General features: G+C 69.4%; 26 protein-coding genes, 1 tRNA gene and 1 other RNA gene. 6 read left to right on the top strand and 22 right to left on the bottom strand.

Annotation, left to right across the window (positions count from 1 at the left end):
- A partial coding sequence (locus tag AYO52_RS18655; protein WP_216635299.1) for a hypothetical protein occupies positions 1-205 on the bottom strand: 205 nt, incomplete at its 3' end.
- A gap of 107 nt (positions 206-312) precedes the next feature.
- On the opposite strand from AYO52_RS18655, the gene AYO52_RS01950 reads away from it, so the two are divergent.
- The gene (locus tag AYO52_RS01950; protein WP_253701752.1) at positions 313-1,449 is read left to right on the top strand and encodes an ABC transporter substrate-binding protein; all 1,137 of its coding nucleotides are present in this window, start codon (positions 313-315) and stop codon (positions 1,447-1,449) included.
- Positions 1,450-1,534: 85 nt separating this feature from the next.
- Here AYO52_RS01950 and nrdF read toward each other — a convergent pair whose 3' ends face one another.
- From nrdF to ykgO, 5 genes are all read right to left on the bottom strand, one after another.
- Positions 1,535-2,551 carry a class 1b ribonucleoside-diphosphate reductase subunit beta gene (nrdF, locus tag AYO52_RS01945; RefSeq protein WP_067712425.1) on the bottom strand — a complete coding sequence of 339 codons (1,017 nt, stop codon included), beginning with the start codon at positions 2,549-2,551 and terminating at the stop codon, positions 1,535-1,537.
- A gap of 55 nt (positions 2,552-2,606) precedes the next feature.
- Positions 2,607-4,688 carry a class 1b ribonucleoside-diphosphate reductase subunit alpha gene (gene nrdE, locus AYO52_RS01940; RefSeq protein ID WP_067712491.1) on the bottom strand — a complete coding sequence of 694 codons (2,082 nt, stop codon included), beginning with the start codon at positions 4,686-4,688 and terminating at the stop codon, positions 2,607-2,609.
- A 68-nt stretch (positions 4,689-4,756) separates the two neighbouring features.
- Complete coding sequence (gene nrdI / locus AYO52_RS01935; protein ID WP_067712422.1) at positions 4,757-5,203, bottom strand: class Ib ribonucleoside-diphosphate reductase assembly flavoprotein NrdI; 447 nt, start codon at positions 5,201-5,203, stop codon at positions 4,757-4,759.
- A gap of 60 nt (positions 5,204-5,263) precedes the next feature.
- Positions 5,264-5,494 (bottom strand): redoxin NrdH, encoded by a 231-nt coding sequence (locus AYO52_RS01930; protein ID WP_067712419.1) that lies wholly within the window; start codon positions 5,492-5,494, stop codon positions 5,264-5,266.
- 599 nt (positions 5,495-6,093) lie between these two features.
- Positions 6,094-6,216, bottom strand: a complete 123-nt coding sequence (ykgO, locus tag AYO52_RS01925) for a type B 50S ribosomal protein L36 (protein ID WP_003852698.1) — start codon at positions 6,214-6,216, stop codon at positions 6,094-6,096.
- Positions 6,217-6,474: 258 nt separating this feature from the next.
- Between ykgO and nadE the strand changes: the two genes are divergently transcribed.
- Positions 6,475-7,344, top strand: a complete 870-nt coding sequence (nadE, locus tag AYO52_RS01920) for an ammonia-dependent NAD(+) synthetase (RefSeq protein WP_067712417.1) — start codon at positions 6,475-6,477, stop codon at positions 7,342-7,344.
- A gap of 21 nt (positions 7,345-7,365) precedes the next feature.
- Here the strand turns inward: nadE and AYO52_RS01915 are convergent, their stop codons facing one another.
- The 11 genes from AYO52_RS01915 to prfB form a co-directional block, all read right to left on the bottom strand.
- Positions 7,366-8,469, bottom strand: a complete 1,104-nt coding sequence (locus tag AYO52_RS01915; protein ID WP_067712414.1) for a serine hydrolase — start codon at positions 8,467-8,469, stop codon at positions 7,366-7,368.
- 94 nt (positions 8,470-8,563) lie between these two features.
- Positions 8,564-8,636 (bottom strand) — tRNA-Ala (locus AYO52_RS01910).
- Between the two features lie 158 nt (positions 8,637-8,794).
- A complete protein-coding gene (locus tag AYO52_RS01905; protein ID WP_067712411.1) occupies positions 8,795-9,532 on the bottom strand; it encodes a thioredoxin domain-containing protein in 738 nt (245 codons plus the stop codon).
- 159 nt (positions 9,533-9,691) lie between these two features.
- Positions 9,692-10,065, bottom strand: a transfer-messenger RNA (tmRNA) gene (gene ssrA / locus AYO52_RS01900).
- A 135-nt stretch (positions 10,066-10,200) separates the two neighbouring features.
- A complete protein-coding gene (locus AYO52_RS01895; RefSeq protein WP_067712408.1) occupies positions 10,201-11,049 on the bottom strand; it encodes an EamA family transporter in 849 nt (282 codons plus the stop codon).
- The gene (gene smpB / locus AYO52_RS01890; protein ID WP_067712405.1) at positions 11,046-11,555 is read right to left on the bottom strand and encodes an SsrA-binding protein SmpB; all 510 of its coding nucleotides are present in this window, start codon (positions 11,553-11,555) and stop codon (positions 11,046-11,048) included. Before smpB ends, AYO52_RS01895 begins: the two co-directional genes overlap by 4 nt.
- Before the next feature lie 72 nt (positions 11,556-11,627).
- Positions 11,628-12,530 (bottom strand): permease-like cell division protein FtsX, encoded by a 903-nt coding sequence (ftsX, locus tag AYO52_RS01885; RefSeq protein WP_067712390.1) that lies wholly within the window; start codon positions 12,528-12,530, stop codon positions 11,628-11,630.
- Positions 12,530-13,219: a cell division ATP-binding protein FtsE gene (ftsE, locus tag AYO52_RS01880; RefSeq protein WP_067712387.1), complete on the bottom strand. Its 690-nt coding sequence runs from the start codon at positions 13,217-13,219 to the stop codon at positions 12,530-12,532. The genes ftsX and ftsE overlap by 1 nt, the downstream gene beginning before the upstream one ends.
- An 85-nt stretch (positions 13,220-13,304) precedes the next feature.
- Positions 13,305-13,919 carry a hypothetical protein gene (locus AYO52_RS01875; RefSeq protein WP_156523492.1) on the bottom strand — a complete coding sequence of 205 codons (615 nt, stop codon included), beginning with the start codon at positions 13,917-13,919 and terminating at the stop codon, positions 13,305-13,307.
- A 23-nt stretch (positions 13,920-13,942) separates the two neighbouring features.
- On the bottom strand, positions 13,943-14,839 hold the full coding sequence (locus AYO52_RS01870) for a mechanosensitive ion channel family protein (RefSeq protein ID WP_067712384.1): 897 nt from the start codon (positions 14,837-14,839) through the stop codon (positions 13,943-13,945).
- A complete protein-coding gene (prfB, locus tag AYO52_RS01865; RefSeq protein WP_067712381.1) occupies positions 14,839-15,945 on the bottom strand; it encodes a peptide chain release factor 2 in 1,107 nt (368 codons plus the stop codon). Before prfB ends, AYO52_RS01870 begins: the two co-directional genes overlap by 1 nt.
- A 172-nt stretch (positions 15,946-16,117) precedes the next feature.
- On the opposite strand from prfB, the gene AYO52_RS01860 reads away from it, so the two are divergent.
- The 3 genes from AYO52_RS01860 to AYO52_RS01850 all read left to right on the top strand — a co-directional run bounded on the left by AYO52_RS01860 (position 16,118) and on the right by AYO52_RS01850 (position 19,702).
- On the top strand, positions 16,118-16,921 hold the full coding sequence (locus AYO52_RS01860) for an inositol monophosphatase (RefSeq protein WP_067712379.1): 804 nt from the start codon (positions 16,118-16,120) through the stop codon (positions 16,919-16,921).
- A gap of 119 nt (positions 16,922-17,040) precedes the next feature.
- A complete protein-coding gene (locus AYO52_RS01855; RefSeq protein ID WP_067712376.1) occupies positions 17,041-18,447 on the top strand; it encodes an acyl-CoA dehydrogenase family protein in 1,407 nt (468 codons plus the stop codon).
- Between the two features lie 49 nt (positions 18,448-18,496).
- Positions 18,497-19,702 carry an acyl-CoA dehydrogenase family protein gene (locus tag AYO52_RS01850; protein WP_067712373.1) on the top strand — a complete coding sequence of 402 codons (1,206 nt, stop codon included), beginning with the start codon at positions 18,497-18,499 and terminating at the stop codon, positions 19,700-19,702.
- Positions 19,703-19,783: 81 nt separating this feature from the next.
- Here the strand turns inward: AYO52_RS01850 and AYO52_RS01845 are convergent, their stop codons facing one another.
- The 3 genes from AYO52_RS01845 to AYO52_RS01835 form a co-directional block, all read right to left on the bottom strand.
- On the bottom strand, positions 19,784-19,963 hold the full coding sequence (locus AYO52_RS01845; protein ID WP_156523491.1) for a hypothetical protein: 180 nt from the start codon (positions 19,961-19,963) through the stop codon (positions 19,784-19,786).
- Between the two features lie 106 nt (positions 19,964-20,069).
- Entirely contained in the window at positions 20,070-20,780 is a 711-nt protein-coding gene (locus tag AYO52_RS01840) for a peptidase S1 (protein ID WP_067712365.1), read from the bottom strand.
- A gap of 155 nt (positions 20,781-20,935) precedes the next feature.
- Positions 20,936-21,550 carry a TetR/AcrR family transcriptional regulator gene (locus AYO52_RS01835; protein WP_067712363.1) on the bottom strand — a complete coding sequence of 205 codons (615 nt, stop codon included), beginning with the start codon at positions 21,548-21,550 and terminating at the stop codon, positions 20,936-20,938.
- A 179-nt stretch (positions 21,551-21,729) separates the two neighbouring features.
- Here AYO52_RS01835 and AYO52_RS01830 point away from each other — a divergent pair, with 179 nt between their 5' ends.
- The gene (locus AYO52_RS01830; protein ID WP_067712361.1) at positions 21,730-22,857 is read left to right on the top strand and encodes an acyl-CoA dehydrogenase family protein; all 1,128 of its coding nucleotides are present in this window, start codon (positions 21,730-21,732) and stop codon (positions 22,855-22,857) included.
- A gap of 16 nt (positions 22,858-22,873) precedes the next feature.
- Here the strand turns inward: AYO52_RS01830 and AYO52_RS01825 are convergent, their stop codons facing one another.
- Positions 22,874-24,016 carry an FAD-dependent oxidoreductase gene (locus tag AYO52_RS01825; RefSeq protein ID WP_067712359.1) on the bottom strand — a complete coding sequence of 381 codons (1,143 nt, stop codon included), beginning with the start codon at positions 24,014-24,016 and terminating at the stop codon, positions 22,874-22,876.
- Between the two features lie 49 nt (positions 24,017-24,065).
- Positions 24,066-24,872, bottom strand: coding sequence for an enoyl-CoA hydratase/isomerase family protein (locus tag AYO52_RS01820; RefSeq protein WP_253701745.1), 807 nt, complete (start codon positions 24,870-24,872; stop codon positions 24,066-24,068).
- Position 24,873: the final 1 nt, after the last annotated feature.

The following is a 24,873-nucleotide window of genomic DNA, read 5'->3' as shown; positions in this document are numbered from 1 at the left end:
TGGGTTCACCCGGCGGGTGGTCGAGTTTGTGGACCGGCTTGGGGGCCACTGCGGTCATAAGGGTCCTCCTGAACGCCTCACCCGACGTCGCGGGTCGAACCACCGACCCCACGTCGAACGCATAGGAATAGTGCGTGACCGCAATCCTAACCCCCGCCTGAGAGAGACGCCCACCCGCCCCGTCGAACTCGTCACCGGTGGTCACCCCCGCTAATCACGCCGTGGTCCGGCACGCCGGGACGGGCACCCGCCGCCCGCCCGCGACCTCCGCATGAGCGGCCCTTCTCGGCCGATCTCCTAGGCTGTTGTCCCATGACCGATTCCGTGACCGCCCCCCGCCGACACCCCGCGCGGGGGTATGCCCGGCGCGCCGTCAGGGCGGCGGTCCCCCTGGCGGCCGGGCTGACGCTCGTGGCGTGTGGCCCCTCCCCCGTCGACATGGTCGAGCACCCGATTACGACGACCCCGTCGCGGATGGCCGGCGAGGAGTTGCAGCGCTCGGCAGAGCCGGAGGAGTCGTGCGCCCCGGCACCGTTCCCCGCGGAGTTCCCCGGGCCGGGTGACCGCAGGGTCCCCACGGAGGGGCCGGGTCCGGACCGGGTGGAGGTGCCGCGGTCGCCGGAGAGGATCCTGGCGCTCGGCACAGGCGCGGTGGACACGGCCTGCGCCCTCGGGCTGCAGGACCTCGTCGTCGGCACGTCCGGCCTACCCGACGGTGCGGACGTCTACCTGCCCGACTCACTGACCGGACTCCCGACGGTCGGTCCCCTCGTCGGCGGGGACGCCGACGAGGTCGCGCGGGCCGCGCGGGAACTGCGTCCGGACCTCATCGTGCTGGCCGGGTCGGACGAGGTGGACCCGGCCGTCGTCGCCGCCGTGACTGATGTCGCCCCCACCGTGGTCTACGACGCCGACATCGTGGACTGGACGGAGGCCACCGAGGCGATCGCCGACGCCTACGGTCGGCCCCGCGCCGGCGGCGATCTCCTACTGGAGGTGATCGAGCGGGCGCAGCGCACCGCCGACGCGACCACCCCGTCGGATACCCGGGTCTCTCTGGTGTCGGTGACCGGAGGGGACGGTGACGGCGTGGAGGTGCAGCGGCCGGACACGCTGGGCTCCCTGATGCTCGAGGCCGTGGGTGCCGAGCGCCCCCCTGCGCAACGCACGCGCGACGGTGAGCACGCCCCTCCCCTGCCGCAGTCCCCGGCCCTGGGTGACGAACTGGACGGGGATGTGATCTTCGCGGTGGTCGGAGGCGAGACCGGCTCCGAGGACGCGGCGCGGGAAGTCTTCGCCTCGGACAGGTGGACGGACCTCGACGCCGTGGGATCGCAGCGCGTGTTCGTGGTGGACCGTGCCGTGTGGGAGGGCGCGGGCCCGGTGGCGGCGCGGGCGGTCCTCGACGACATCCGGGGATCGATCAACGGGGTCGCACCGGACGGGTAGCCAGCAGTCCCTCCACGACAGTGGATCGACGACGCCCCTGCGCCCGTGTTCGGTCGCAGGGGCGTCGTGGGCCGCTACCGGTGCGTCAGAAGTCCCAGTCCTCGTCCTCGGTCGCCTCGGCCTTGCCCATGACGTACGAGCTGCCGGAGCCGGAGAAGAAGTCGTGGTTCTCGTCGGCGTTGGGGCTCAGGGCCGACAGGATCGCCGGGTCGACGTCGGTCTCGTCCTTCGGGAACATGCCCTCGTAGCCCATGTTCATCAGCGCCTTGTTGGCGTTGTACCGCAGGAACTTCTTGACGTCCTCGGTCCACCCCACCGGATCGTAGAGATCCTCGGTGTAGTCCGCCTCGTTGTCGTACAGCTCGAACAGCAGCTCGAAGGTGTAGTCCTTGAGCTCGTCCCGCTCCGCCTGGGTGACGTGCTCGAGGGCGCGCTGGTACTTGTACCCGATGTAGTAGCCGTGCACCGCCTCGTCGCGGATGATGAGCCGGATGACGTCGGCGGTGTTGGTGAGCTTGGCCCGCGAGGACCACCGCATGGGCAGGTAGAAGCCCGAGTAGAACATGAACGACTCGAGCATCACCGAGGCGATCTTGCGCTTGAGCGGATCGTCCCCCGCGTAGTAGCCGAGCACGATCTTTGCCTTCTTCTGGAGGAAGGGGTTCTCCTCCGCCCAGCGGAACGCGTCGTCCACCTGCGGCGTCGAGCACAGCGTGGAGAAGATCGTCGAGTAGCTCTTGGCGTGCACCGACTCCATGAACGCGATGTTGGTGAGCACCGCCTCCTCGTGCGGGGTCGACGCGTCGGGGATCATGCTGACCGCGCCGACCGTGCCCTGCAGGGTGTCCAGCAGGGTCAGGCCGGTGAATACGCGGGTGGTGAGCTGCTGCTCGTACTCGGTCAGGGTCTGCCACGACGGGATGTCGTTGGAGACCGGCACCTTCTCCGGAAGCCAGAAGTTGGTGGTGAGCCGGCCCCACACCTGATCGTCGACCTCGTCGGGGACGCGGTTCCAGTTGATGGCCGACACCCGGTCGACCAGCTTGGGCTGGATGCCGGCGGCGGGACTGTGGGATCCCGGAGCGTGCAGCTCGGCGGTCATCGGATCTCCTCCTGGGGACGTGTGGGGTTCGGGACGCAGGCCTGCGGCCGGGCGGTCAGAGCATGCACGAGACGCAGCCCTCGACCTCGGTGCCCTCGAGCGCGAGCTGACGCACGCGGATGTAGTACAGGGTCTTGATGCCCTTGCGCCACGCGTAGATCTGGGCTCGGTTGACCTCACGGGTGGTGGCCGTGTCCTTGAAGAACAGGGTCAACGACAGGCCCTGGTCGACGTGCTGGGTGGCCGCCGCGTACGTGTCGATGATCTTCTCGTAGCCGATCTCGTACGCGTCCTGGTAGTAGTCCAGGTTGTCGTTGGTCAGGTAGGGCGCCGGGTAGTAGACGCGCCCGATCTTGCCCTCCTTGCGGATCTCGATCTTCGACGCCACGGGGTGGATCGACGAGGTCGAGTTGTTGATGTAGCTGATCGACCCCGTCGGCGGCACGGCCTGCAGGTTCTGGTTGTAGATGCCGTACTTCTGCACGTCGGCCTTCAGCGCGCGCCAGTCCTCCTGCGTGGGGATGGTCACCTCGGCCTCGGAGAACAGCGTGCGGACCCGGTCGGTGGCCGGCTCCCACACCTGGTCGGTGTACTTGTCGAAGAACTCACCCGAGGCGTACTTCGACTCCGGGAACCCGGCGAACCAGGTTCCACGCTCCCGCGCGATCGCGTTGGACGACCGGAGCGCGTGGTAGAGCACGGTGTAGAAGTAGATGTTGGTGAAGTCGACACCCTCCTCGGATCCGTAGTGGATCCGCTCACGCGCGAGGTAGCCGTGGAGGTTCATCTGCCCCAGGCCGATCGCGTGCGACTCCGAGTTGCCCCGCTCGATCGAGGGCACGGAGTCGATGTGGGTCTGGTCGGAGACCGCGGTCAGTCCCCGGATCGCCGTCTCGATGGTCTGACCGAAGTCCGGTGAGTCCATGGCCTTGGCGATGTTGAGCGAACCGAGGTTGCAGGAGATGTCCTTGCCCACCTCGGAGTAGCTCAGGTCCTCGTTGAACTCCGAGGCCGTGGAGACCTGGAGGATCTCCGAGCACAGGTTGGAGTGCGTGATCTTGCCGGCGATCGGGTTGGCCCGGTTCACGGTGTCCTCGTACATGATGTACGGGTAGCCGGACTCGAACTGCAGCTCGGCGACGGTCTGGAAGAAGTGCCGGGCGTTGATCTTGGTCTTCTTGATCCGGCTGTCCTCGACCATCTCGTGGTAGTGCTCCGAGATGTCGACGTCCGCGAACGGCTTGCCGTAGATCCGCTCGACGTCGTAAGGCGAGAACAGGTACATGTCGTCGTTGCGCTTGGCGAGCTCGAAGGTGATGTCCGGGATCACCACGCCCAGGGAGAGCGTCTTGATGCGGATCTTCTCGTCCGCGTTCTCCCGCTTGGTGTCGAGGAACTTGAAGATGTCCGGGTGGTGCGCGTGCAGGTACACGGCGCCGGCACCCTGGCGGGCCCCGAGCTGGTTGGCGTAGGAGAACGAGTCCTCCAGCAGCTTCATCACGGGGATGACGCCCGAGGACTGGTTCTCGATGTGCTTGATGGGCGCGCCGTGCTCACGGAGGTTGGACAGCAGCAGTGCCACGCCGCCCCCGCGCTTGGACAGCTGCAGCGCGGAGTTGATGCTGCGGCCGATGGACTCCATGTTGTCCTCGATGCGCAGCAGGAAGCACGAGACGGGCTCCCCGCGCTGCTTCTTGCCGGAGTTGAGGAACGTGGGCGTGGCGGGCTGGAAGCGACCGTCGATGATCTCGTCCACCAGCTGGCGGGCCAGCACCTGGTCGCCGGCGGCGAGGGTGAGCGCCACCATGCACACGCGGTCCTCGTAGCGCTCGAGGTAGCGCTTCCCGTCGAAGGTCTTGAGCGTGTACGAGGTGTAGTACTTGAACGCGCCGAGGAAGGTCGGGAAGCGGAACTTCTTGGCGTACGCGTGGTCGAACAGTTCGCGGACGAAGTTGCGCGCGTACTGGTCCAGCACCTCGCGCTCGTAGTAGTCCTTCTCGACCAGGTAGTCGAGCTTCTCGTCCAGGTTGTGGAAGAAGACCGTGTTCTGGTTGACGTGCTGCAGGAAGTACTCCCGCGCTGCCCGGCGGTCCGCGTCGAACTGGATCTTCCCGTCCGCGTCGTAGAGGTTGAGCATCGCGTTGAGGGCGTGGTAGTCGAGACGCTGACCGTCGCCCGCCTCTCCCGCGGTGATGCTCTCGGGGTTCACGGTTGGTGCTGCCAAAACTCTTCCAATCCCTCTCGGACGCGGATGACGTCCTCGTGTGTGCCCATCAACTCGAAGCGGTAGAGGTACGGGACCCCCACCTTCTCGGCGATCACGTCGCCGGAGCGACCGAAATCCCGTCCGAAGTTGGTGTTGCCGCCGGCAATGACTCCCCGGCAGAGACTTCTGTTGTGCGCGTTGTTGAGGAACGCGACCACCTGCCGCGGGACCGCGGCGCCGTTCTTGCCTGTGATCTCGAGGCTTCCCCCGTAGGTCGGAACGATCAGAACATACGGGTCCGACACCGTCGGGACGGGCTCGGTCCTCCGCACCGGGATACGCAGTGCGGGGAGACCGAGCCGGTCGACGAATCGTTTGGTGTTCTCGGAGATGTTGGAGAAGTAGACGATCCTCACCGGCTTCTCGGCCGGTATCGGAGCCGCCATCGCCGCCCCCTTGTCGAAGGAATCCTGGTGTTACCGCGCCGTCGGACTACGACCGCGCAGTCAGGCCGCCACGGTGGCGAGTGCCTTGATGCGGTCCGGGCGGAAGCCGGACCAGTGGTCGGAGCCCGCGACCACGACGGGCGCCTGGAGGTACCCGAGCGCCATGACGTACTCCCGAGCCTCGTCGTCCATCGAGATGTCGATGATCTCGTACTCGATGCCCTGCTTGTCGAGCGCCTTGTAGGTGGCGTTGCACTGGACGCAGGCGGGCTTGGTGTAGACGGTGACCATGTGTCTCAGGACCTCTTTCGGCACGGCGCCCGGACGGCGCGAGGGACTCTTCTCGTAGCGGCTTCCCGGGCCCGGGCTCTCGCCCGGCCTGTGGATAACCGCGGTGTCTGTCGGGGGTCACGGTCCGAATCCCACGAGTGACATTCATTGGGGCCGCAACGCTTCTAGACACTACCCCTAGTGGCCAGCGAGTCAATCGACCACAACATTTTGGTCTTACATCGCTGGTATTCCCAGGTCGCGATCCCGCCTTGTGGACACCGTGGGCCCCCGGTGGGAACCCCGTCCCCGGACCGTCGATCCGGCGCCGCGCACACCTACGGTCGCACGGCGATCACCGTCCCGGAGCGGCGGGTCGGCATCCCACAGGACCTCCCCAGAGACCCCACAGATTGTCCCCACGCCCTCCACAAGCACGTGGATGATCGTGCGTCCGGGGCGTGGACGGATGTGGCGGGCCGGGGACGGTTCACCGCCGGGCGCGAGTCGTCCCCACGGGGCCGTGGTGGGCGCCGGTAAGAGTACGACGACGACGAGGGCCCGCCGCCGGCGAACCGGTGGCGGGCCCTCGAGGGTGCGTGAGGACTCACGCGGACATGTCAGCCCTGGCGGGCCTTGAAACGGGGGTCCTTCTTGTTGATCACGTAGACCTTGCCGCGACGACGGACAACCTGGGCGCCCGGCTTGTTCTTCAGCGACCGAAGGGACTTGCGGACCTTCATCTGGCGCTCCTTAGGCTCTCGGGGCGGCCGCTATGGCCGCCGACACGACTGGGGATCACTGTGCGACACGCCCGTCCCGAAAGGCCGGATGTACGACACACAACTGGTCCATCGTAACGGACTGCCCGGCCAGAACTCCAACCGGCGACGGACGGCACCCCGCCCGCACCCCGGCCGCACCCCGACCGCGCTCCGGGTACTCGCGGTCACCGGCGGAGATGTCACGCGGTCGTCACACGTGGTTCCTATGCTGACGCCATGACCGAGACCACGACAGACCGCGCTGCCGCCCTGCGCGCCACCATCATCGCCGAACTCGGCGTCCGTCCCGACATCGATCCCGCGGAGGAGGTCGGGTCGCGGGTCACGTTCCTGGTCGACTACCTCCGTTCGACCCCCACCACGGGCTTCGTCCTGGGGATCAGCGGCGGGCAGGACTCCACCCTGACCGGCCGGCTCTGTCAGCTCGCCGCGGAGCGACTGCGGGACGAGGGGATGTCGCGCGCCCGGTTCGTGGCGATGCGCCTGCCCTACGGCGAACAGTCCGACGAGGCCGACGCGCAGGCGGCCCTGGAGTTCATCCGTCCGGACGAGAGTCTCACGGTGGATGTCCGCCCCGCGTCCGACGCCGCCTCCGAGGCCGCCTCCGCCGCACTCACGGCTCTGCCCGACGAGGCGGCGCCGCTCCGTGACTTCGTCCGCGGCAACGTCAAGGCGCGTGAGCGGATGATCGCCCAGTACGCCGTGGCCGGGCAACTGAACCTCCTCGTCGTCGGCACCGACCACGCCGCCGAGGCGGTCACCGGCTTCTTCACCAAATACGGCGACGGCGGGGTCGACCTGACCCCCCTGACCGGTCTCACCAAACGACAGGGCGCGGCACTGCTACGCCACCTCGGCGCGCCGGACTCCACCTGGCGCAAGGTCCCCACCGCCGACCTCGAGGATGACCGGCCGGGCCTGCCCGACGAGGTCGCCCTCGGCGTGACCTACGCCCAGATCGACGACTACCTCGAGGGCCGCGACGGCGTCCCGCCCGAGGCCTCCGCGCGGATCGAGCAGCTGTTCCTGGGCTCGCGCCACAAGCGCACGGTGCCCGCCACCCCGCTCGACACGTGGTGGCGCTGACCGATCCGCGAGGACGGGTCGTCAGCGCAGCAGCGACCAGACGGTCTCGAGCGCCTCGGTCGTGCCGGGGACGTCGAAGGACTGGGTGGTGAAGACCGCCGCGGCCCGCCTGGTGCCGCGGTCGACGTACCCGATCGTCCCCAGTCCCCCGGCCCAGCCGACCACGCCGCCCGGGCGCACCTCCACCTGGAACCCGTAGCCGCAGCCGGGCCCGAGGAAATCCTCCGCGCTCGCCCGCTGCCGCGCTGTCAGGTGGTCGGTGGCCATCAGCCGAGCACTCTCCGGGTCGAGCACCGGGCCACCGTCGACGAGCACACCCAACAGCTCCAGATAATCGCCCACCGTCGCGGCGAGGCCGCAGGCGAGGGACTCGAAGACCGGCGGCACCGCGAACCTGCCCGCGGTGTCCAGTGGCGAAACCCTGCCGTCGGGCCCGAGGCCGTACGAGGTGGGGAGACGGGAGAGGTCGGCCGTGAACCCCGTGTCGGCCAGCCCCAGTGGCCCGGTGACGTACTCGGCCAGCAACTCGGTCACGGACGAGCCGGTGGCGCGGGCGAGGAGCACCCCGAGGACATCGCTGCTGGTGTGGTACCACCATTGCTGGCCCGGCTGGCCCGCGAAGGGCAGCTCCGCCAGCCGACGGAGATACTCGTCCGGCGCGACGGCCGGGGCGTACGGCCCCGGGGCGACCCCACGGTCGGACATCGCCTCCGACAACGCGGGGTTCTCCCCCACCCAGCCGGCACCCGCGGTCATGGTGAGCAGGTGCCGCAGTGTGAGGGGCCGCTCGGCCGGGACCGTGCGGTCCAGCGGGGCGTCCGGCGTGGCCAGCACTGGAGGGTCCGCCAGCTCGGGCAAGAACGTGTCCACCGGGTCGTCGAGGGTCAGCACACCGCGTTCCACGAGACGCATCGCCAGGATCCCGCCGACCGGCTTGGTGTTGGACGACAGTGGGAACACCGCGTCCTCCCCCAGCGCGGGTCCGCCCACGATGCGGGCTCCGCCGGAGACGATCCTGGAGCGCCCGCTCTCGCGGACGCCACAGACGTACCCGACCAGCCGACCGTGGTCGACGAGCGCGTCGAGCACGTCGACGACGTCCGTGATCTCCCCTGGCCCCGCCATACCCCGACACTACGACCGCGGACCGGATGGCGGAAGGCGCCACATGGCGAGATCCCGGGACATCGTTTCCGTTGTCCCGGGATCTCGTCCTCGGTGGAGCTAAGGGGACTCGAACCCCTGACCCCCACACTGCCAGTGTGGTGCGCTACCAGCTGCGCCATAGCCCCGTATCCATTTGTCCGCCGCTCACCTCTCGGTGACCGGCCCGACCTAAGTTACACCACCACGGTTCGGGCCTCCAAATCGGGCCCGGCCCCACCGGGAGGGGCGGGGCCGGGCCACAGTTGCGCACCCGGCACGAGCACCGGGCGGTTCGCCGGACGAGTTACGCGATGATGTCCTGGAGCCAGGCGGCGTTGCCGATGTCGACGACCTCGCCCTCGTGGGCGACCGTCGGGGTGGACACGCGATCGGTGATCTCGCGGATGCTCTGCTGGGCGTTGTCCGCACTGTCGGAGGCCTTGTCCATGCCGCCGTTGGACTCGACGTTGCCGATGCACTCGACCGAGTCCGCGTTCGCGCCGGCTGATTCCGCGATGTCCGCCAGCTCGCGGGCCGAGAGGTCGCCGCCGCCCTCCCCCGGCTGCTCGGCGAAGAACGCATTCTTGACGTCGAAGAACACGGGCAGGGAGTCCTTGGCCGCGACACACTGGATGGCCGCGAGCGCGCGCGTGGAGTACTCACCGGAGCCGGACTGGCCGTTGAGGAAGTTCAGGGTGTGGAACTCGACCTGCAGATCCCCGGCCTCGACGGCCTCGGAGATGGACTCACCGTACTGCGCCTCGAAGGAGCCACATGCGGGGCACATGTAGTCCTCCCAGATCTGGACGGTCGGCGCCTCGTCCGGGCCGACGACGACCACGCCGGCCTCGGTGATGTCGATCAGCTCGTCATTGGTCTCGCCGAACGTGATGGGGTTGGCCTCTCCGCCCCGCTGGGCCATCCAGACGACGCCACCGAGGACCACGACGGCGACCGCGATGAGCGCGACCACGGTGATGATCATCCCGTTGTTGGACTTGGTCTGGAGGACCTTGGTGTTCTTGTTGGGTTTGGCGTTCACGTGTACGCGGGCCTTTCTCTACTGGGAGACCGTCGACCTCTTCCGGGTGACCGGCACTACGCCAGAGGGTACCGAAGCGGTGGGAGCGACCCCGCGCGCGCACCGTCGATGCAAATGCACCACACCCCCGGTCGGCGTCGACCGGGGGTGTGGCCCGAATGGTGGAGCTGCCGGGAATTGAACCCGGGTCCTCCGCAGCATCGGCAGGGCTTCTCCGTGCGCAGTCCGCGTTGGCCTCTACTCGGATCTCACCCTCATGCGGACATGTCGGTGATGACGATCCCAGTCACTGTGTGATGTCCCGACCCACCCCGTGACCGGGTGAGCCGGTGATCTCTCTAGATGATGCCGGTGACCGGGGCGAGAGCGACCCCGGGCCGACAGACTACGGGCTCGCTATCAGGCAGCGAGGGCGTAGTCGCGCTGATTGGTATCGGCGCGTAATTGGTTGCCACGACGCTTACGGTGGTCTCTGGCCTGCACCGGCACGCTTCCCCTGCGTCAACTCACGTAGTCGAAACCAAGTCAGCCCCGTCAGGACCGCCGACTTCCGCCGACGGACTCCCCACCCTACCCCGGTGACGCGCCGCCCGCCAGAGTGATCCCGCTCTCCCCTCTCAGCCGAGCACCCGGTTCAGCCGAGCACCCGGTTCAGCCGAGCACCCGGTTCAGCCGAGTGCGAGCAGGGAGATCGCCACCCCCGCCAGGACGAGTCCGACCATCTGGACCGCACGCATCCGCTCCCCGCCGTGGGCGATCGCCAGCGCTACGGTGAAAGCGGGGTACAGCGCAGCGATCACACTGACCAGGGAGAGCATCCCCGCCTGCGAGGCGAAGTAGAAGGCACCGTTGGCGACGGCGTCGAACACGGCGATCACCACGCCGATCGCGATGAGACGCCGGGAGAAACGGAACGACTCACGGGCTGCGACCGCGGCGACCAGCAGCATCACCGTCGCCCCGATCCGCGAGGCCGCGACCGGCCACAGGCCCTGGCCCGGCGGCACCTGCGCCAACAACACGAAGAACGCGGCGAACGCCAGCCCGGAGAAGAGCGTGAGCACCAGGAGACGACGGGTGAGGCGCCCGTGCAGGGCGGACGAGCCGTCCCGGCTCTCCATGGAGACCAACACGGTCGCCACCAGCGCGAGCGCCATGCCCGCCCCCGCCGCGGGCGCGGGCCGCTCCCCCGCCGCCAGACCGAACGCCAGCGGAACCGCCGCCGCCAGGACCGCCGTGATCGGCGAGATCACACTCATCGGCCCGCGGGAGAGCGCCAGGTAGAACGACCACACCGCGACACCCGAGGCCATCCCGGAGGCCAGGCCCCACCCCAGACCGACCCCGGTCGGCGACCCACCGGCGACCAGGGCAGCGACGCCCACCAGCACGATCGACAGCGGATAGGAGACGCTGACCACGCGCAGCACGCGGGCGCGGCGGGAGGCCACACCGCCGAGGTAGTCGCTGATGCCGTACGCCACCGCCGAAGTCGACGCCAACGCGACCGGCATCATGCCCGCATGCCCTTGATCTTCCTGCCGAGTTCACGCACGGCCTCACGCTCGGCGGTCCGGCGGGCGATGTCGTGGCGCTTGTCGTGCGCCTGCTTGCCCCGTGCGACGGCCAGCTCGACCTTCACCCGGCCGCCCACGAAGTAGAGCGACAACGGGACGAGGGTGGCATTGCCGTCGCGCACCTTGCCCACGAGCGAGTCGATCTCGCGGCGGTGCAGCAGGAGCTTCCGGGCACGCTTCGGGGCGTGGTTGGTCCAGCTCCCGTGCGAGTACTCGGGGATGTGTAGCCCGCGGAGCCACACCTCGCCGTCGTCGACCGTCGCGAACGCGTCGACCAGCGAGGTCTTGCCCTCACGCATGCTCTTGATCTCGGTCCCGACCAGCGCGATGCCGGCCTCGTGCGTCTCCAGGATCTGGAAGTCGTGCCGGGCCTTGCGGTTGCTCGCGACGATGCTCCCGTCGGAGCCGAGGGACGACGCGCCCTTCTTCTTGTTCTTCTTGGCCACGTCGCGTCACCTCCTGATTGCCGTGCCCTCGCCGCCGTTCCGCAGCCCCCAGAGTCTAGATGGAGGGCGCGTTCAGTGCCGAACCGTGAGCCTCAGGGCGATCCAGGCGGTGAGCGCGGAGACCACCGCGCCCGCCACGACCAGCCCCGGTGCGAGGAGGAGGATGTCGGGGGTGGTGATCCGCTCGACCAGGTTCGCGCGGTAGGCCTCCGCCAGCACCCTGTCGAGGAAGACGTTCTTGGCCACCAGCAGGCCCCCCACCGCGAGGAGGGCGCCGGCCACCGCCGCGATCACCGCCTCGAGGACGAACGGCAACTCCGTGTACCAGCGGCTCGCGCCCACCAGTCGCATGATCCCCAGGGCGGTCCGCCGGGTGAACGCGGCGATCTGCGTCATGTTGGCGATGAGCAGGACGGTCGCCAGCAGCTGGACGACCGCGATCGCGAAGGCCGCGTTGCGGACGCCGTCGAGGACGGAGAAGACCCGTTCGACGAGCTCGCCCTGCCCCTGGACGATCTCGATGCCGTCCACCTCCGCCAGGTCACGCGCCACCGCCTCGGCCCGCGTGGGGTCGGTCAGTGTCAGGGTGAACCGCGAGCCGAGGGCGTCCGGCGAGGTCGACTCCACCAGCACCGGGTCTGTCGAGGAGAACAGGTCGACGAACTCGGCGTAGGTCTGCTCGGGATTCTTGTACTCCACCGACGCCACGCCCGGCGTCGTCTCGAGCCGCTGGAGGATCCGGCCGCATTCCGCCGCGCAGTCCGGATCCTCCAGCGAGATCGACCGGTCCACGTAGACGCGGAACTCGTTGAGATAGTCGTACTTGTCCTGACTCGCGGACGCGGTCATGGCCACGAGCAGGCCCGCCCCCAGCATGCCCAGGGCCACCGCCGTGGTGATGATCATGGCCAACGTCATGGACAGGTTGCGGCGCAGTCCCTGCCCGACCTCGGAGGCGACGAACGTAGCGGCCATCAGCGGTCCACCCCGTAGGTTCCGCGGGCGTCGTCGCGGACGACCGAGCCGTCGACCAGTTCCACCACGCGGCGCCGCGAGCGGTCCACGATGTGCCTGTCGTGGGTCGCCATGAGCACGGTGGTCCCCGTCCTGTTGATCCGGTCGAGCAGGAGCATGATGTCCTCGCTGGTTTCGGGGTCGAGGTTGCCCGTCGGTTCGTCCGCCAGCAGCAGCACCGGGCGGTTGACGAACGCCCGCGCGATCGCGACCCGCTGCTGTTCCCCACCGGAGAGTTCGTGAGGTCGGCGATCGGCCTTCCCGCCCAGCCCGACCATGTCCAGGGTCTCCGGCACCACCTTGTCGATGGTCCGGCGGGACTTGCCGATCACCTGCAGCGCGAACGCGACGTTCTCCGCGACCGTCTTGTTCTCCAGCAGACGGAAGTCCTGGAACACGCAGCCGAGAGAGCGTCGCAGCACGGGCACGTCGGAGCCCTTCATGCGCGTGAGGTCGTGGCCGGCGACGGTGAGGGTGCCCGAATCCGGGCGGTCCTCGCGGAGAACGAGCCGCAGGAACGTGGACTTGCCCGATCCCGACGCACCGATGAGGAACGCGAACTCGCCGTCACCGATCTCCACGCTCACGTCGGACAGCGCCGGACGCGTCGAGGACGGGTACGACTTCGTCACACGGGAAGCAGTGATCACTCCGATAGCCTAACGCCACGCAGGCCACAGGCACGGGAGCGGTCGAACAACGCGGCGGCGGCCGCGGCGCGGCCACCCGGTGGCGCTACCCCTCGAGGGCGCCGCCGGGCACCGAGGTCTCCCCGGCGCCCGGGGCCTCCTGCTGCAGCTGCGGTTGCGACTGCTGGTCAGGCTGCTGCTGCGGCGACTGCTGTGGCTGTTGTTGCTGCGGGGCCTGCGGATCGGCGCCACCGGGGAACCCCTCGGCATCGGGACCCGTCGTCGCGGTCCCTCCCGTCACCGTGGTGCTGGTCGTGCGGGAGCCCGTTCCCGTCGGAGTCGGAGACGAACTCGGGGTCGGGGCCGTGGTCTCGGTGGTCTGATCCGTCGGCGTGGACGACGGGTCGACCGGTTCGGCCGGTTCGGCCGGTTCCGAGGTCCCGGTGGGGTCCTGCGCGGGTTGCGGCCCGAAAGCGACCACCGGCTCGTCGCGGACGAGCAGATACAGCACGCCTGCCAGGACGAACGCGCCGAGGAGGATCGCGGTCGTCCGGGACATCCTGAAGAACTCGCCGAGCAGTGCGACGATCCGTGGCTTCGGACTCCGCGAGGGAGCGTCCGGTGGTGGCGTCCCGCCCAACCCGAGCGGGTCGGGCCGGTCGAGGATCGGGTCGTCGTCGATCGCGGCGCCCTGCGGGGCTGTCCCGTCGGGCCGGGTCATGTCATCGTCCCTGTGCCGGGCCATCAGACGCTCCCCTCTCCGGCCTGCGGTCGCAGCATCCCGGCGCGGATGGCGGCCAGCGCCTCCGGCTCCAGGACGATCCCCTCCTGGCGGAAGCGGCGGAGGATGACGGCGCGCATCCGACGGCCCACCTCCCACTGCATTCCCGGCTTGGTCCGGGCGAGCAGGCGGATGACGGTCTGCTCGAGTTTGATCGACTGCACACCCATGACCGACGGTTCGTCGAGCACGTACTCACCCACACGGTCGTCGTGGACGATGTCGCGACAGACCTCGGCGAGCACCTCGTGTGCCTTGTCCATGTCGGCGTTGTTGGGGACGGGGACGTCGATGATCGCGCGAGCCCAGTCCTGGGACTGGTTGATGGCGGTGACGATCTGACCGTTGGGGACGATGACCGCCTCGCCGTCCAGGGTGCGTAGCCGGGTGACCCGGAGCGTGACGTCCTCGATCGTCCCGGCGGCGACGCCGGTCGCCGTGGTGAGCTCGACGATGTCGCCGTAGCCGTACTGCCGCTCGGCCAGCACGAAGAAGCCGGCGAGGAAGTCCTGGACGATCTTCTGCGCGCCGAAGCCCAGCGCGGCGCCCAGAACGGTGGCCGGCGCCACGAGGGTGACGAGGTTGACGCCGAACCGCAGCAGGATCTGGATTCCGAACAGGATGTACAGGATCCCCACGGCGACGTAGGAGACGACCTGGACGAGGGAGTGGAGATGCTTCGACTCCTCCGACCACAATTCCTTGTCGGCGTTCCTCGCGTCGATCCGGCCTGTCCACATCCGGGCGATCTTCCCGATCACCCGGGTCATCAGGGCGGCCCCCAGGACGAGGAGGACGACCTCCAGTCCGTCGTTGCTCAGCCAGGCCAGGACTCCGCTGAAATCTGTCCGGAAGGCCACTAGGCGTCCGCCCCCTCCCGCATGCGCCATCGGATGCCGGCCTCGATGAACCCGTCGATGTCACCGTCGAGGACCGCGGACGGGTTGTTGACCTCGTACTCGGTGCGCAGGTCCTTGACCATCTGGTACGGGTGCAGGACGTAGGACCGCATCTGGTTACCCCAGGAGGCGTTGCCACCCGCACCGAGCGCGTCCATGGCGGCCCGCTCCTCCTGCCGCTTGCGCTCGAGCAGCTTGGCCTGCAGCACCTTCATGGCCGCGACCTTGTTCTGCAGCTGGGACTTCTCGTTCTGACACGTCACCACGATCCCGGTCGGGACGTGGGTGAGGCGGACGGCGGAGTCGGTGGTGTTGACGGACTGACCACCCGGGCCGGAGGAGCGGTAGACGTCCACCCGGACCTCGTTCTCCGGGACCTCGATGGAGTCGACTGTCTCCACGACCGGCAGCACCTCGACCTCGGCGAAGGAGGTCTGGCGGCGGCCCTGGTTGTCGAACGGGGAGATCCGCACCAGCCGGTGCGCTCCCTGCTCGACGGACAGGGTCCCGTACATGTACGGGTCCTTGACCACGAAGGTGGCGGACTTGATCCCCGCCTCCTCCGCGTACGAGGTGTCGTACACCTCGACCTTGTGGCCGGCCTTCTCCGCCCACCGGATGTACATACGCATGAGCATCTCGGCGAAGTCCGCGGCGTCCACGCCGCCGGCGCCGGCACGGATGTTGACCACGGCGTCACGCTGGTCGTACTCGCCGCTGAGCATCGTCTTGACCTCCATGGCCTCGACGTCCTCACGCAGGCTGGAGCGCTCGGCGTCCGCCTCCTCGACGGCACCGCCGCCCTCCTCCTCCGCCAGCTCGTACATCAGTGGCAGGTCCTCGATCCGCTGCCGCAGATCACGGCAGCGGCGCAGATCGGCCTGGATGTACGACAGCTCGCTGGTGACCTTCTGCGCCCGGTCCTGGTCGTTCCACAGGTCCGGGTCGGCGGCCATCTGCTCGAGCTCGTCGACGCGGCGGGCGAGCTCCTCGATGTCGAGGACCTTCTCGACCGTGGTCAGGGTCGAGTCGAGGGCAGCGATGTCGGCAGAAACTTCAGGGTGCACGTCTACCAACTCTACGCGGCCCGGGCGCCTTCCAGCGTTTGCCCACCCGCCCCCTCCCCGTGGCCTGCCGCGCCTCCGATCGTCACCCCCCGGCGGTAGCGTCGGATGCCTCGGACCCGCTACCGCTCGTGGTCAGCGAGCCGCGACGACCAAGCGGAGGAAGTGAACGTCCATGGACACCCGCCACCCGGGCCCCCTGCACGACGAGTCCACCGGGGGGATGACCGACGCCGATCTGGCCGCCCGCCTCGTCGTCGACGCCGGAAACCTCGCGCGGCGACTGCGCGAGGACGGGCTCGACGTCCGCCGCAAGACCTCCGTCTCCGACGTGGTCACCGAGGCCGACGACGCGGCCGAGCGACACATCACCGCACTCCTCGCCGAACACCGCCCGTCCGACGGCGTCCTCGGCGAGGAGGGCTCCCTCGTCACCGGCGACGGCGAACGGCGGTGGGTCGTGGACCCGGTGGACGGCACCTACAACTTCGTCTCCGGCTCCGACTACTGGTGCTCGGCCGTCGCGGTCACCGGCGGTGACGACTACCTGCTCGGGGCGGTCCACCGACCCGTCACCGGGGAGACGTTCGTCGGCGGCTCGGACGTGCCGACGCGCCGCAACGGGGTGCCCGTCGCGCGCCTGGCCCCCGGGGACCTGGCCGCCGGCAGCCTCGCCACCTACCTGCACCCGCCGTTCTTCGACGATCCCCATCTCGCCGAGCCCTTCCACCGCGTGAGCCGCGGCGCGGCGACCATCCGGATGCTCGGGTCCGGGTCCGTGGACCTGGCCTCCGTTGCGTGTGGGATCCACACGGTGTGGTGCCAGCACTCCTGCCCCGAGTGGGACTGGCTACCCGGCCGCGCACTCGTCGAGGGGGCGGGCGGGGTGTGCGCGACCGTCGAGGTGGGCGGCTACGACTGGTTCGTGGCCGGTCGCCCGGGTGCGGTCGAGCAGGCGGTCGACCTCCTGCGCGGCTGACACCACCCCTCCCGCCGGCGGCAGGGACGTGTTCGAGGAAAGTGTGGCGCTCGGAACTTACTCCGAAGTAAGGTGTCGGGGACAGCACAGTCCACCGTCCGTCACGAGAACAGCTGGTGATGATGAGCAAGAACCCCACAGCCCCGTCCACGACCGGACGCGCGGAGACCTCGACACCGGGCAAGAACCCCGCGCGCATCGACGCGATCGGCGCCGCCATGCGCGCGCTGACCACCATTACCGGGTCGGAGTTCGCCGAGCGCTTCGGACTGCGGCAGAAGGTCGACCGGGTCACCTACGAGGCCACCAAGACCGGTTTCAAGACCCTCGGTGCCGCGACCAAGTCGTTCAAGAAGGTCACCGGCGGCGGCGCACCCAAGCGCCTTCCCGACGCCGACTCCGAGGCCCGGCCCGACCTGTTCGACCTCACGCTGGACGAGGACCAGCAGATGATCTCGCAGACCGTGCGAGAGTTCGCCGCCGAGGTCATCCGGCCGGCCGCGCACGACGCCGACGCCGCCGCCGAGGCACCCGCGTCGCTGCTCGAGCGCTCGGCCGAGATCGGCGCCACCATGCTCAACGTGCCCGAGGAGTTCGAGGGCATCGCGTCCGAGCGCGGTGTGGTGACCAACTCGCTGGTCGCCGAGGCCCTGGCCTACGGCGACATGGGCCTGGCCCTGCCGATCCTGGCCCCCTCCGGCGTGGCCACCACCCTGACGCAGTTCGGCTCGGACACCCAGCAGAAGTCATACCTCCCGGCGTTCGCCTCCGAGCAGGTCCCCGCCGCCGCCGTCGTGGTGGCCGAGCCGCAGCCACTCTTCGACCCGTTCAATCTCAAGACCACCGCCACCCGCACCGTCGGCGGGTTCACGCTCAGCGGCGTCAAGTCGATGGTGCCCACGGCCGGCAGCGCGGAACTCTTCGTCGTCGCCGCCTCCCTCGACGGCGCGCCGACCTTCTTCGTCGTGGAATCCGACACCGACGGACTCGTGGTGGAGGCCGACCCGTCCATGGGCCTGCGCGCCGCCGGCCTCGGCCGACTCGTCCTCACCGACGTCTCCCTTCCCGCCGACGCCATCCTCGGTGGCGCTGACGTCTCGCCGGAGGACCGGTCCTCGGCCTACGCCGACGTCATCCGCCTGTCGCGTCTGGGCTGGGCCTCCCTCGCCGTGGGCACCTCCCACGCCGTCCTGGACTACGTGACCCCGTACGTCAAGGAGCGTCACGCCTTCGGCGAGCCCATCGCCCACCGGCAGGCGGTCGCGTTCGCCGTGGCCGACATGGCCACCGAACTCGACGGCATGCGCCTGGTCACCTGGCGCGGCGCCGCCCGCGCCGAACAGGGACTGTCCTTCGCCCGCGAGGCCGCGCTGGCCCGCAAGATCGCCGCGGACAAAGGTATGAAGATCGGCCTCGACGGTGTCCAGCTGCTCGGTGGCCACGGGTTCACCAAGGAACACCCGGTCGAGCGGTGGTATCGCGACCTGCGCGCCGTGGGAGTGGCCGAGGGCGTGGTGGTCCTGTGACGTCCGCCCGCTCCGCCACACTCCCGAACCGGACCAAGGACCTGAAGCGATGATCAATCTCGAAATCCCCAAGAAGCTGCAGGCGGGTGCAAACCAGGCCCGCCAGGTGGCCATGCAGATCTTCCGACCCGTCTCCCGCAAGTACGACCTCGCCGAGCATGAGTACCCCGTCGAGCTGGACACCCTCAAGGCCATGATGGAGGCCATGGAGGACGCCGGTCAGGCGGCCTCCGGCGCCACCATGGGATCAGGTCGCGCACCCCGGCGCGAGGGCGTGTCCAACGGCGGCAATATGAAGTCGCTGCTCAATGCCATCGAGACCTGCTGGGGCGACGCGGGATTGACCTTGTCCGTCCCCGGCCAGGGGTTGGGTAACTCCGCCATCGCCGCCGTGGCGAGCGACGAGCAGATGCAGAAGTTCGGCCGGGTGTGGGCCTCGATGGCCATCACCGAGCCCGAATTCGGCTCCGACTCGGCCGCCGTCTCGGCCACCGCGCGACTGGACGGTGACGAGTACGTCATTAACGGCACCAAAATCTTCGTGACGTCGGGCGCCCGCGCGGACCACATCGTGGTGTGGGCGACCCTCGACAAGAGCAAGGGCCGCGCCGCGATCAAGTCCTTCGTCGTGCCCCGCGACCACCCCGGCGTCTCCGTGGATCGGTTGGAGCACAAGCTCGGCATCCGGGCCTCGGACACCGCGCAGATCACGTTCGACGACTGCCGCGTGCCGAAGGAGAACCTCCTGGGCGACCCGGAAGTCCGCGTGGACAAGGGCTTCGCCGGCGCCATGCAGACCTTCGACAACACCCGTCCCCTGGTGGCCGGGATGGCCGTGGGCGTCGCCCGGGCCGCGCTCGAGGAGATCCGGACCCTCCTCGAGGAGGCCGGTATGGAGATCGACTACGACCGTCCGGCCACCAGCCAGCCCGCCGCCGTGGCCAAGTACCTCGAGCTCGAGGCCGACTGGGAGGCCGCCTACCTGCTCACGCTGCGCGCGGCGTGGATGGCCGACAACAAGATGCCCAACACCAAGGAGGCGTCGATGTGCAAGGCCAAGGCCGGGCGCATGGGTTCCGCCGTGACCCTGGGCGCGGTCGAGCTGGCCGGCAGCTACGGCTACTCCGAGCGCAGCTTCCTGGAGAAGTGGTCGCGCGACTCCAAGATCCTCGACATCTTCGAGGGCACGCAGCAGATCCAGCAGCTGGTGATCGCGCGACGGATCCTGGATCTGTCAAGCGCCGAGCTCAAGTGAGCTGACCCCGGCGCGATCACCGCACTGAGCGGCGCCCCCGCGGACATCCGGTCCGCGGGGGCGCCGCCCGTTTCGGCCGGTTCACTCCAGCCGACTGCGCGGCGTCCACGACATGATGGTTCCGCACTGTCGGCAGATGTGGACACGGTGACCGTGGTCGAGACTGCCGCTGCGACCGGCATCCCAGCCGACGAGGACCCGGTCGGGCCCCAGCTCGTGGCCGTACGGGCAGTGGGTGGGCGCGTCCTCGGTCCAGAGCATGGAGCGGACGGTAGCGACGGGGTCGGACACAGACGAGGGCCCGGTACCGACCGCGTCGGTACCGGGCCCTCGTCCGCCCCTCGCCCACGGGCGGGGTGCCGGGCGGTCAGGCCATCCGGAAGCCGCTCCCCGGCCAGTCGCGCGCGGTGGCGTCGGCGACGATCGCGTCGAACGAGTACGCCACCGCCGGCAGGAAGAACGGGGTCTGCGCCGGGTGGATGCACGAGGGCAGGATGGGGCCGATGCTGCCGGCCGATCCCGCGTCCGGCGGCATGTGCCCGCCGGAGAGGAGCCCGACGAGACGCCCCTCGCGGGTCACGGGGCCACCGGAGTCGCCGTAACCGGCACAGGTGTGGGTCCAGAACCGGTCGCCCTCGCGCTGCCAGGTGATGCCACAGGTGTGTCCGGTGGTCAGTCCGTCCTTGCAGACGACGTCACCGAACTGCGGCGCGGGTCCGCGGCCCACGATGCCCGCCTGTCGGACGGGGACGGCGACGCCCGGGTCCAGACGGATCACGGAGTAGTCGAGGATCTCGTTGCGGGTGGCGATGGTGCCGATCACGCCGGCACCCGGGTCGTCCCGGAGGATCACCGGGGCGTCGATCCGCTCACTGCAATGGGCGGCGGTGAACGCGACCGGCGCTCCGGAGTCGTCGTACCCGGCGGCGGTGATGGTGCATCCGGCCACTCCCCCGACCAGAACAGGGGTCGCGCCCCCGACGGGCACGGCGGCCTGGGCAGCTGCGGGCGCCATCAACGTGGCGGCACCGGCCATCACGGCCGTCGCGGCGAGCTTCGCCACACGGGTGAGCCTCATGAATGTGTCCTTCCCACCCCGGGCGGACTGCCCGGGTATACGCCCTCGACAGCGTAGCGGCGATCAGCCGCCGGTGCACCACGCGCGGGCCGGCCGGAGCCCCACCACCCGTGCGGCGCTGGTCCCGTCACGTCGGATCCGGGCCGATCCCCCGGTCAGCGGCCTTCGACGATGATGCGGGTGGAGGGCCGCTCGTCGGGGTCTCCGCCGATCTGCGCCCAGACCGCCGCGACGACGGGTTCGAGGAACAACTCACCCACCTGGCCCATGAGCGTGCGGACCACCTGGACCTTGTCCGACGCCCGCGTCGAGGCGTGGCCTCCGCGCCGCAGGCTGTCGACCTCCCTGGTGGTGAGTTCGACGATTGACTCGAGCAGCGGGGCACCCCGGCCGTCGGGTTCGAGGAGGGCCCGGTTGATGTACTTCACCAGCATCGGGTTGCGCTCGAGCATCTCCCTCACCGCGGCATCGCGGGCCGCCACGACCTCGGCTGCCGATCCGGTGTGCTCGACCGTCGCCAGTGCGGCGACCACCTGCTCCACCACGAGCTCGTCGACGGCGCGGCGCAACCCCTCCTTGGTGCCGAAGTGGTGCTGGATCAACCCGATGGTGACCCCCACCCGGGCGGCGACCCGCCGCATCGAGACGCGGTCCTCGCCGTGATCGGAGTAGAGCTCCAGCGCCGCATAGCGGATTCGCGCGCGAGCGGTGAGGTCACCGTCGGCAGAGCGCGGGACACCGTCCCCCGACCCGGGTTCAGTTGCGCTCACTTGCCCCACCTCGTCTCGCCGCGACGTGCGACGCCCGAGGGCGCCGCCGGAAGGTCGACCATACACATGCATGTCCGGCAATGCAGTTGTATGGTGGGGATCGTCATGGCCGTCAACCGGCCCCCACCCCATCGCTGGAGTCCCCCGTGCTAGAGACCGCCCCCTTCCGATCCCCGTGGATGACCGACGATCTGGATGCGCTGCGCGCCCATACGCGTGCGTTCCTGGAGAAGGAGACCGCCCCGCACCTCGAGCGCTGGGCCGAGCAGGGCGCCGTCGACCGCGAGTTCTGGAACAAGGCCGGCGACGCTGGCCTGCTGTGCATCTCCATCCCGGAGGAGTACGGCGGTGGCGGCGGCACGTTCGCCCACGAGGCCGTGATCGCCGAGGAGCAGACCCGAGCCCTCGACGACGGCTGGGGCAATTCGGTGCACAGCACGATCGTGGCGCACTACATCCTCCAGTACGGCACGGAGGAGCAGAAGCAGCGCTGGCTGCCGAAGCTGGCGACCGGAGAGATGGTCGGCGCCATCGCGATGACCGAGCCGGGCGCCGGATCGGATCTGCAGGCGCTGCGCACCTCGGCGGTGCGCGACGGTGACGACTTCGTGGTCAACGGCGCCAAGACCTTCATCTCCAACGGCATGCACTGCGACCTGCTCGTCATCGTCGCCCGCACGGGCGGCGAGGGCGCGCAGGGCCTGTCCCTGCTGGTCGCGGAGACCACCGACCTGCCCGGCTTCGACCGCGGCCGCAAGCTCGACAAGATCGGCCTGAAGTACCAGGACACGATGGAGCTGTTCTTCGACGACATGCGCGTGCCCGCCGGGAACGCCCTGGGTGGCGAGGAGGGCGTGGGCCAGGGGTTCATCCAGCTCATGCAGCAGCTCCCGCAGGAGCGCCTCATCATCGCGGTGACCGCGGTCGCGGCGGCCGAGACCGCCGTGAGGCTGGCGACGGATTACGCCAAGGAGCGCGAGGCGTTCGGCAAGCCCATCCTCAAGTTCCAGAACCTGCGTTTCGAACTGGCCGAGTGCAAGACCGAGGCGCTCGCCTCGCGCACCCTGCTGGATCACTGCATCGGCCTGCATCTCAAGGGTGAACTGGACCCGTCGACGGCGTCGATGGCCAAGTACTACTGCACCGACAAGCAGTGCGAGATCATCGACCGCTGCCTGCAGGTTTTCGGTGGTTACGGCTTCATGACGGAGTATCCGATCGCCCGCATGTACGCCTCGGCCCGCGTGCAGAAGATCTACGGTGGCACCAACGAGATCATGAAGGAGCTCATCTCGCGGACCCTCTAGAGGTCGTCGGCGACAACTAGAGCTCGGCGACGATCGCCCGGACGGCGTCACGGCCCGCTCGGTTGGCCCCCACGGTCGACTGGGACGGGCCGTAGCCGATGAGGAACAGCCTCGGCTCGTCGAGGGCCCGGCCCTCCGCCACCCGGATGCCCCCCTCGGGGGTGCGCAGGCCCAGGGGCGCGAGGTGGGCGACCGCGGGTCGGAATCCGGTCGCCCAGAGGATGACGTCCGCCGGTTCGTGTCGCCCGTCGGGCATCCGGACCCCGTCGGGTTCGATGCGGGTGAACATGGGGTGTCGGACCAGGACACCGCGCTCGTCGGCGCGCTCGATCCACGGGGCGCGGTACATGCCGGTGACGCGGATGATGCTCTGCGGGGGAAGTCCCTGCGCGGTGCGATCGGCGACCCGGTCGATCGCGGCGGAGAAGTTCTCCGGGGCGGGGTCCGTCTCCCACTCGATCTCCCGCCTGGTCACCCAGAGGGTGTCGGCGACGCGCGAGATCTCCTCGAGCAGCTGGGTGGCGGAGATGCCGGCGCCGACGATCACGACGCGCTGTCCGGCGAACTCCTCGGCGTCGACGTAGTCGTGGACGTGGAGCTGTCGGCCGCGGAACGTCTCCTGGCCGGGGTAGTACGGCCAGAACGGTCGGGTCCAGGTGCCGGTGGCGTTGATGACGTAGCGCGCCGCCCAGGCCTCAGGGCGGGTGTCACCGCCTGGATCGGTGACGACGACGAGGTGGTCGGACTCCGGTCCGTCCCGCCCGGGCGTGGGTCTGCGGACCGAGCGCACGCGGACCGGCCGCCGGACGTCGAGTCCGAATCGGTTCTCGTAGTCGGCGAAGTAGGGCGGCAGGACGTCCCGGCTCGGGGCGGTGCGGTCGACATCGGGGACGGGTCGGCCCGGCAGCTCGAAGATGCCGTTGACCGTGCTCATGGTGAGGGATTCCCAGCGGTGCCGCCAGGCCCCGCCGGGGGCGTCCCCGGCGTCGAGCATGACGAAGGTCCGCTCCCCCGCCTCGGCACGGCCGACCGGCGCGAACCCCCGCCGCCTGAGGTGGTAGCCGGCCGACAGTCCGGCCTGGCCGGCGCCGATCACCACCACGTCGACCGGACGGGTGAGGCTCTCCTGATCGGACGTCACGCCACCATCGTCCGCCATACGGCTCCGGCGAGGACGGGCGGGCGCGGGATCGGCGCGGGCGCCGGGGTCAGGACCCGTCGGGCAACGAGGCGAAGTCCGGCGTGCGACCTTCGGCGAATGCCGCCAGCGCCTCCGAGTTCGCCGGTCCACCCATGAGGTCGGCGAAGGCTCTGTTCTCCCGTTCGCGGGCGTCTGCGATCTGGCGCGCCAGTGGTTCGGTCATCGTCCGCTTCACCGCCCGCAGGCTCGAGATCGGGAGTCTCGCCAACCGTGCGGCGTGCTCGCCCGCGACCTGCTGGAGTTCCATCGGGGTGCACAGTCGCCAGACCAGGCCCATCTCGTGGGCCTCGCGGGCGGTGATCCACTCCGAGGACAGCAGGGCCCACGCGGCGTTCTGCCGACCCACCAATCTCGGCAGTAGATAGCTGGACGCCGCCTCGGGTGCCACTCCCAGGCTCGTGAACGGGCACTTGAGACGGGCGTCATCGGCCATGAACACCAAGTCGGCGAAGCCGATGATCGTCATGCCGATACCCAGTCCGAGCCCGTTGATCGCGAGGACGAGCGGCTTGTCGAACCCGGCGAGCGCGTCGACGAGACCCAGGAATCCGTGCTCGCCGGGGACGAAGTCGGGGTTGGTGATCCGCTCACCCATCTCCAGCAGGTCGGTGCCCGCGCTGAACGCCCGGCCCTCACCGGTGAGCAGGACCACCGCGACCGTGGGGTCGGCGGCGGCGTCGTGCAATGCCTCGGTGACCGCGTCGTACAGCGCCTCGTTGAAGGCGTTGAGGGCATCGGGGCGCGCCAGGGTCAGGGTGCGGACCCGATCTGTGTCCCGTACCGACAGGCCCGTCGTCCTCTCGTCCCCCGCCACG

It is taken from the genome of Dietzia sp. 111N12-1 (genome assembly GCF_001658045.1).
Taxonomy (GTDB): domain Bacteria; phylum Actinomycetota; class Actinomycetes; order Mycobacteriales; family Mycobacteriaceae; genus Dietzia; species Dietzia kunjamensis.
The sequence above is the reverse complement of the archived record's forward strand: the minus strand, read 5'-3'. Positions and strand labels throughout refer to the sequence as shown.

Bases quoted from the DNA above. Each gene is read 5' to 3' on its own strand.
- ykgO (WP_003852698.1), bottom strand. From the start codon at position 6,216: ATGAAGGTCCGCAAGTCCCTTCGGTCGCTGAAGAACAAGCCGGGCGCC.
- AYO52_RS01850 (WP_067712373.1), top strand. From the start codon at position 18,497: ATGATCAATCTCGAAATCCCCAAGAAGCTGCAGGCGGGTGCAAACCAG.
- nadE (WP_067712417.1), top strand. From the start codon at position 6,475: ATGACCGAGACCACGACAGACCGCGCTGCCGCCCTGCGCGCCACCATC.
- AYO52_RS01950 (WP_253701752.1), top strand. From the start codon at position 313: ATGACCGATTCCGTGACCGCCCCCCGCCGACACCCCGCGCGGGGGTAT.
- AYO52_RS01860 (WP_067712379.1), top strand. From the start codon at position 16,118: ATGGACACCCGCCACCCGGGCCCCCTGCACGACGAGTCCACCGGGGGG.
- AYO52_RS01840 (WP_067712365.1), bottom strand. From the start codon at position 20,780: ATGAGGCTCACCCGTGTGGCGAAGCTCGCCGCGACGGCCGTGATGGCC.
- AYO52_RS01855 (WP_067712376.1), top strand. From the start codon at position 17,041: ATGATGAGCAAGAACCCCACAGCCCCGTCCACGACCGGACGCGCGGAG.
- AYO52_RS01875 (WP_156523492.1), bottom strand. From the start codon at position 13,919: ATGACCCGGCCCGACGGGACAGCCCCGCAGGGCGCCGCGATCGACGAC.
- AYO52_RS01915 (WP_067712414.1), bottom strand. From the start codon at position 8,469: ATGGCGGGGCCAGGGGAGATCACGGACGTCGTCGACGTGCTCGACGCG.
- AYO52_RS01930 (WP_067712419.1), bottom strand. From the start codon at position 5,494: ATGGTCACCGTCTACACCAAGCCCGCCTGCGTCCAGTGCAACGCCACC.
- ftsX (WP_067712390.1), bottom strand. From the start codon at position 12,530: ATGGCCGCTACGTTCGTCGCCTCCGAGGTCGGGCAGGGACTGCGCCGC.
- AYO52_RS01845 (WP_156523491.1), bottom strand. From the start codon at position 19,963: ATGCTCTGGACCGAGGACGCGCCCACCCACTGCCCGTACGGCCACGAG.
- nrdE (WP_067712491.1), bottom strand. From the start codon at position 4,688: ATGCTCAACCTCTACGACGCGGACGGGAAGATCCAGTTCGACGCGGAC.
- AYO52_RS01825 (WP_067712359.1), bottom strand. From the start codon at position 24,016: ATGGCGGACGATGGTGGCGTGACGTCCGATCAGGAGAGCCTCACCCGT.
- nrdF (WP_067712425.1), bottom strand. From the start codon at position 2,551: ATGACCGCCGAGCTGCACGCTCCGGGATCCCACAGTCCCGCCGCCGGC.
- nrdI (WP_067712422.1), bottom strand. From the start codon at position 5,203: ATGGCGGCTCCGATACCGGCCGAGAAGCCGGTGAGGATCGTCTACTTC.
- AYO52_RS01830 (WP_067712361.1), top strand. From the start codon at position 21,730: ATGACCGACGATCTGGATGCGCTGCGCGCCCATACGCGTGCGTTCCTG.
- AYO52_RS01895 (WP_067712408.1), bottom strand. From the start codon at position 11,049: ATGATGCCGGTCGCGTTGGCGTCGACTTCGGCGGTGGCGTACGGCATC.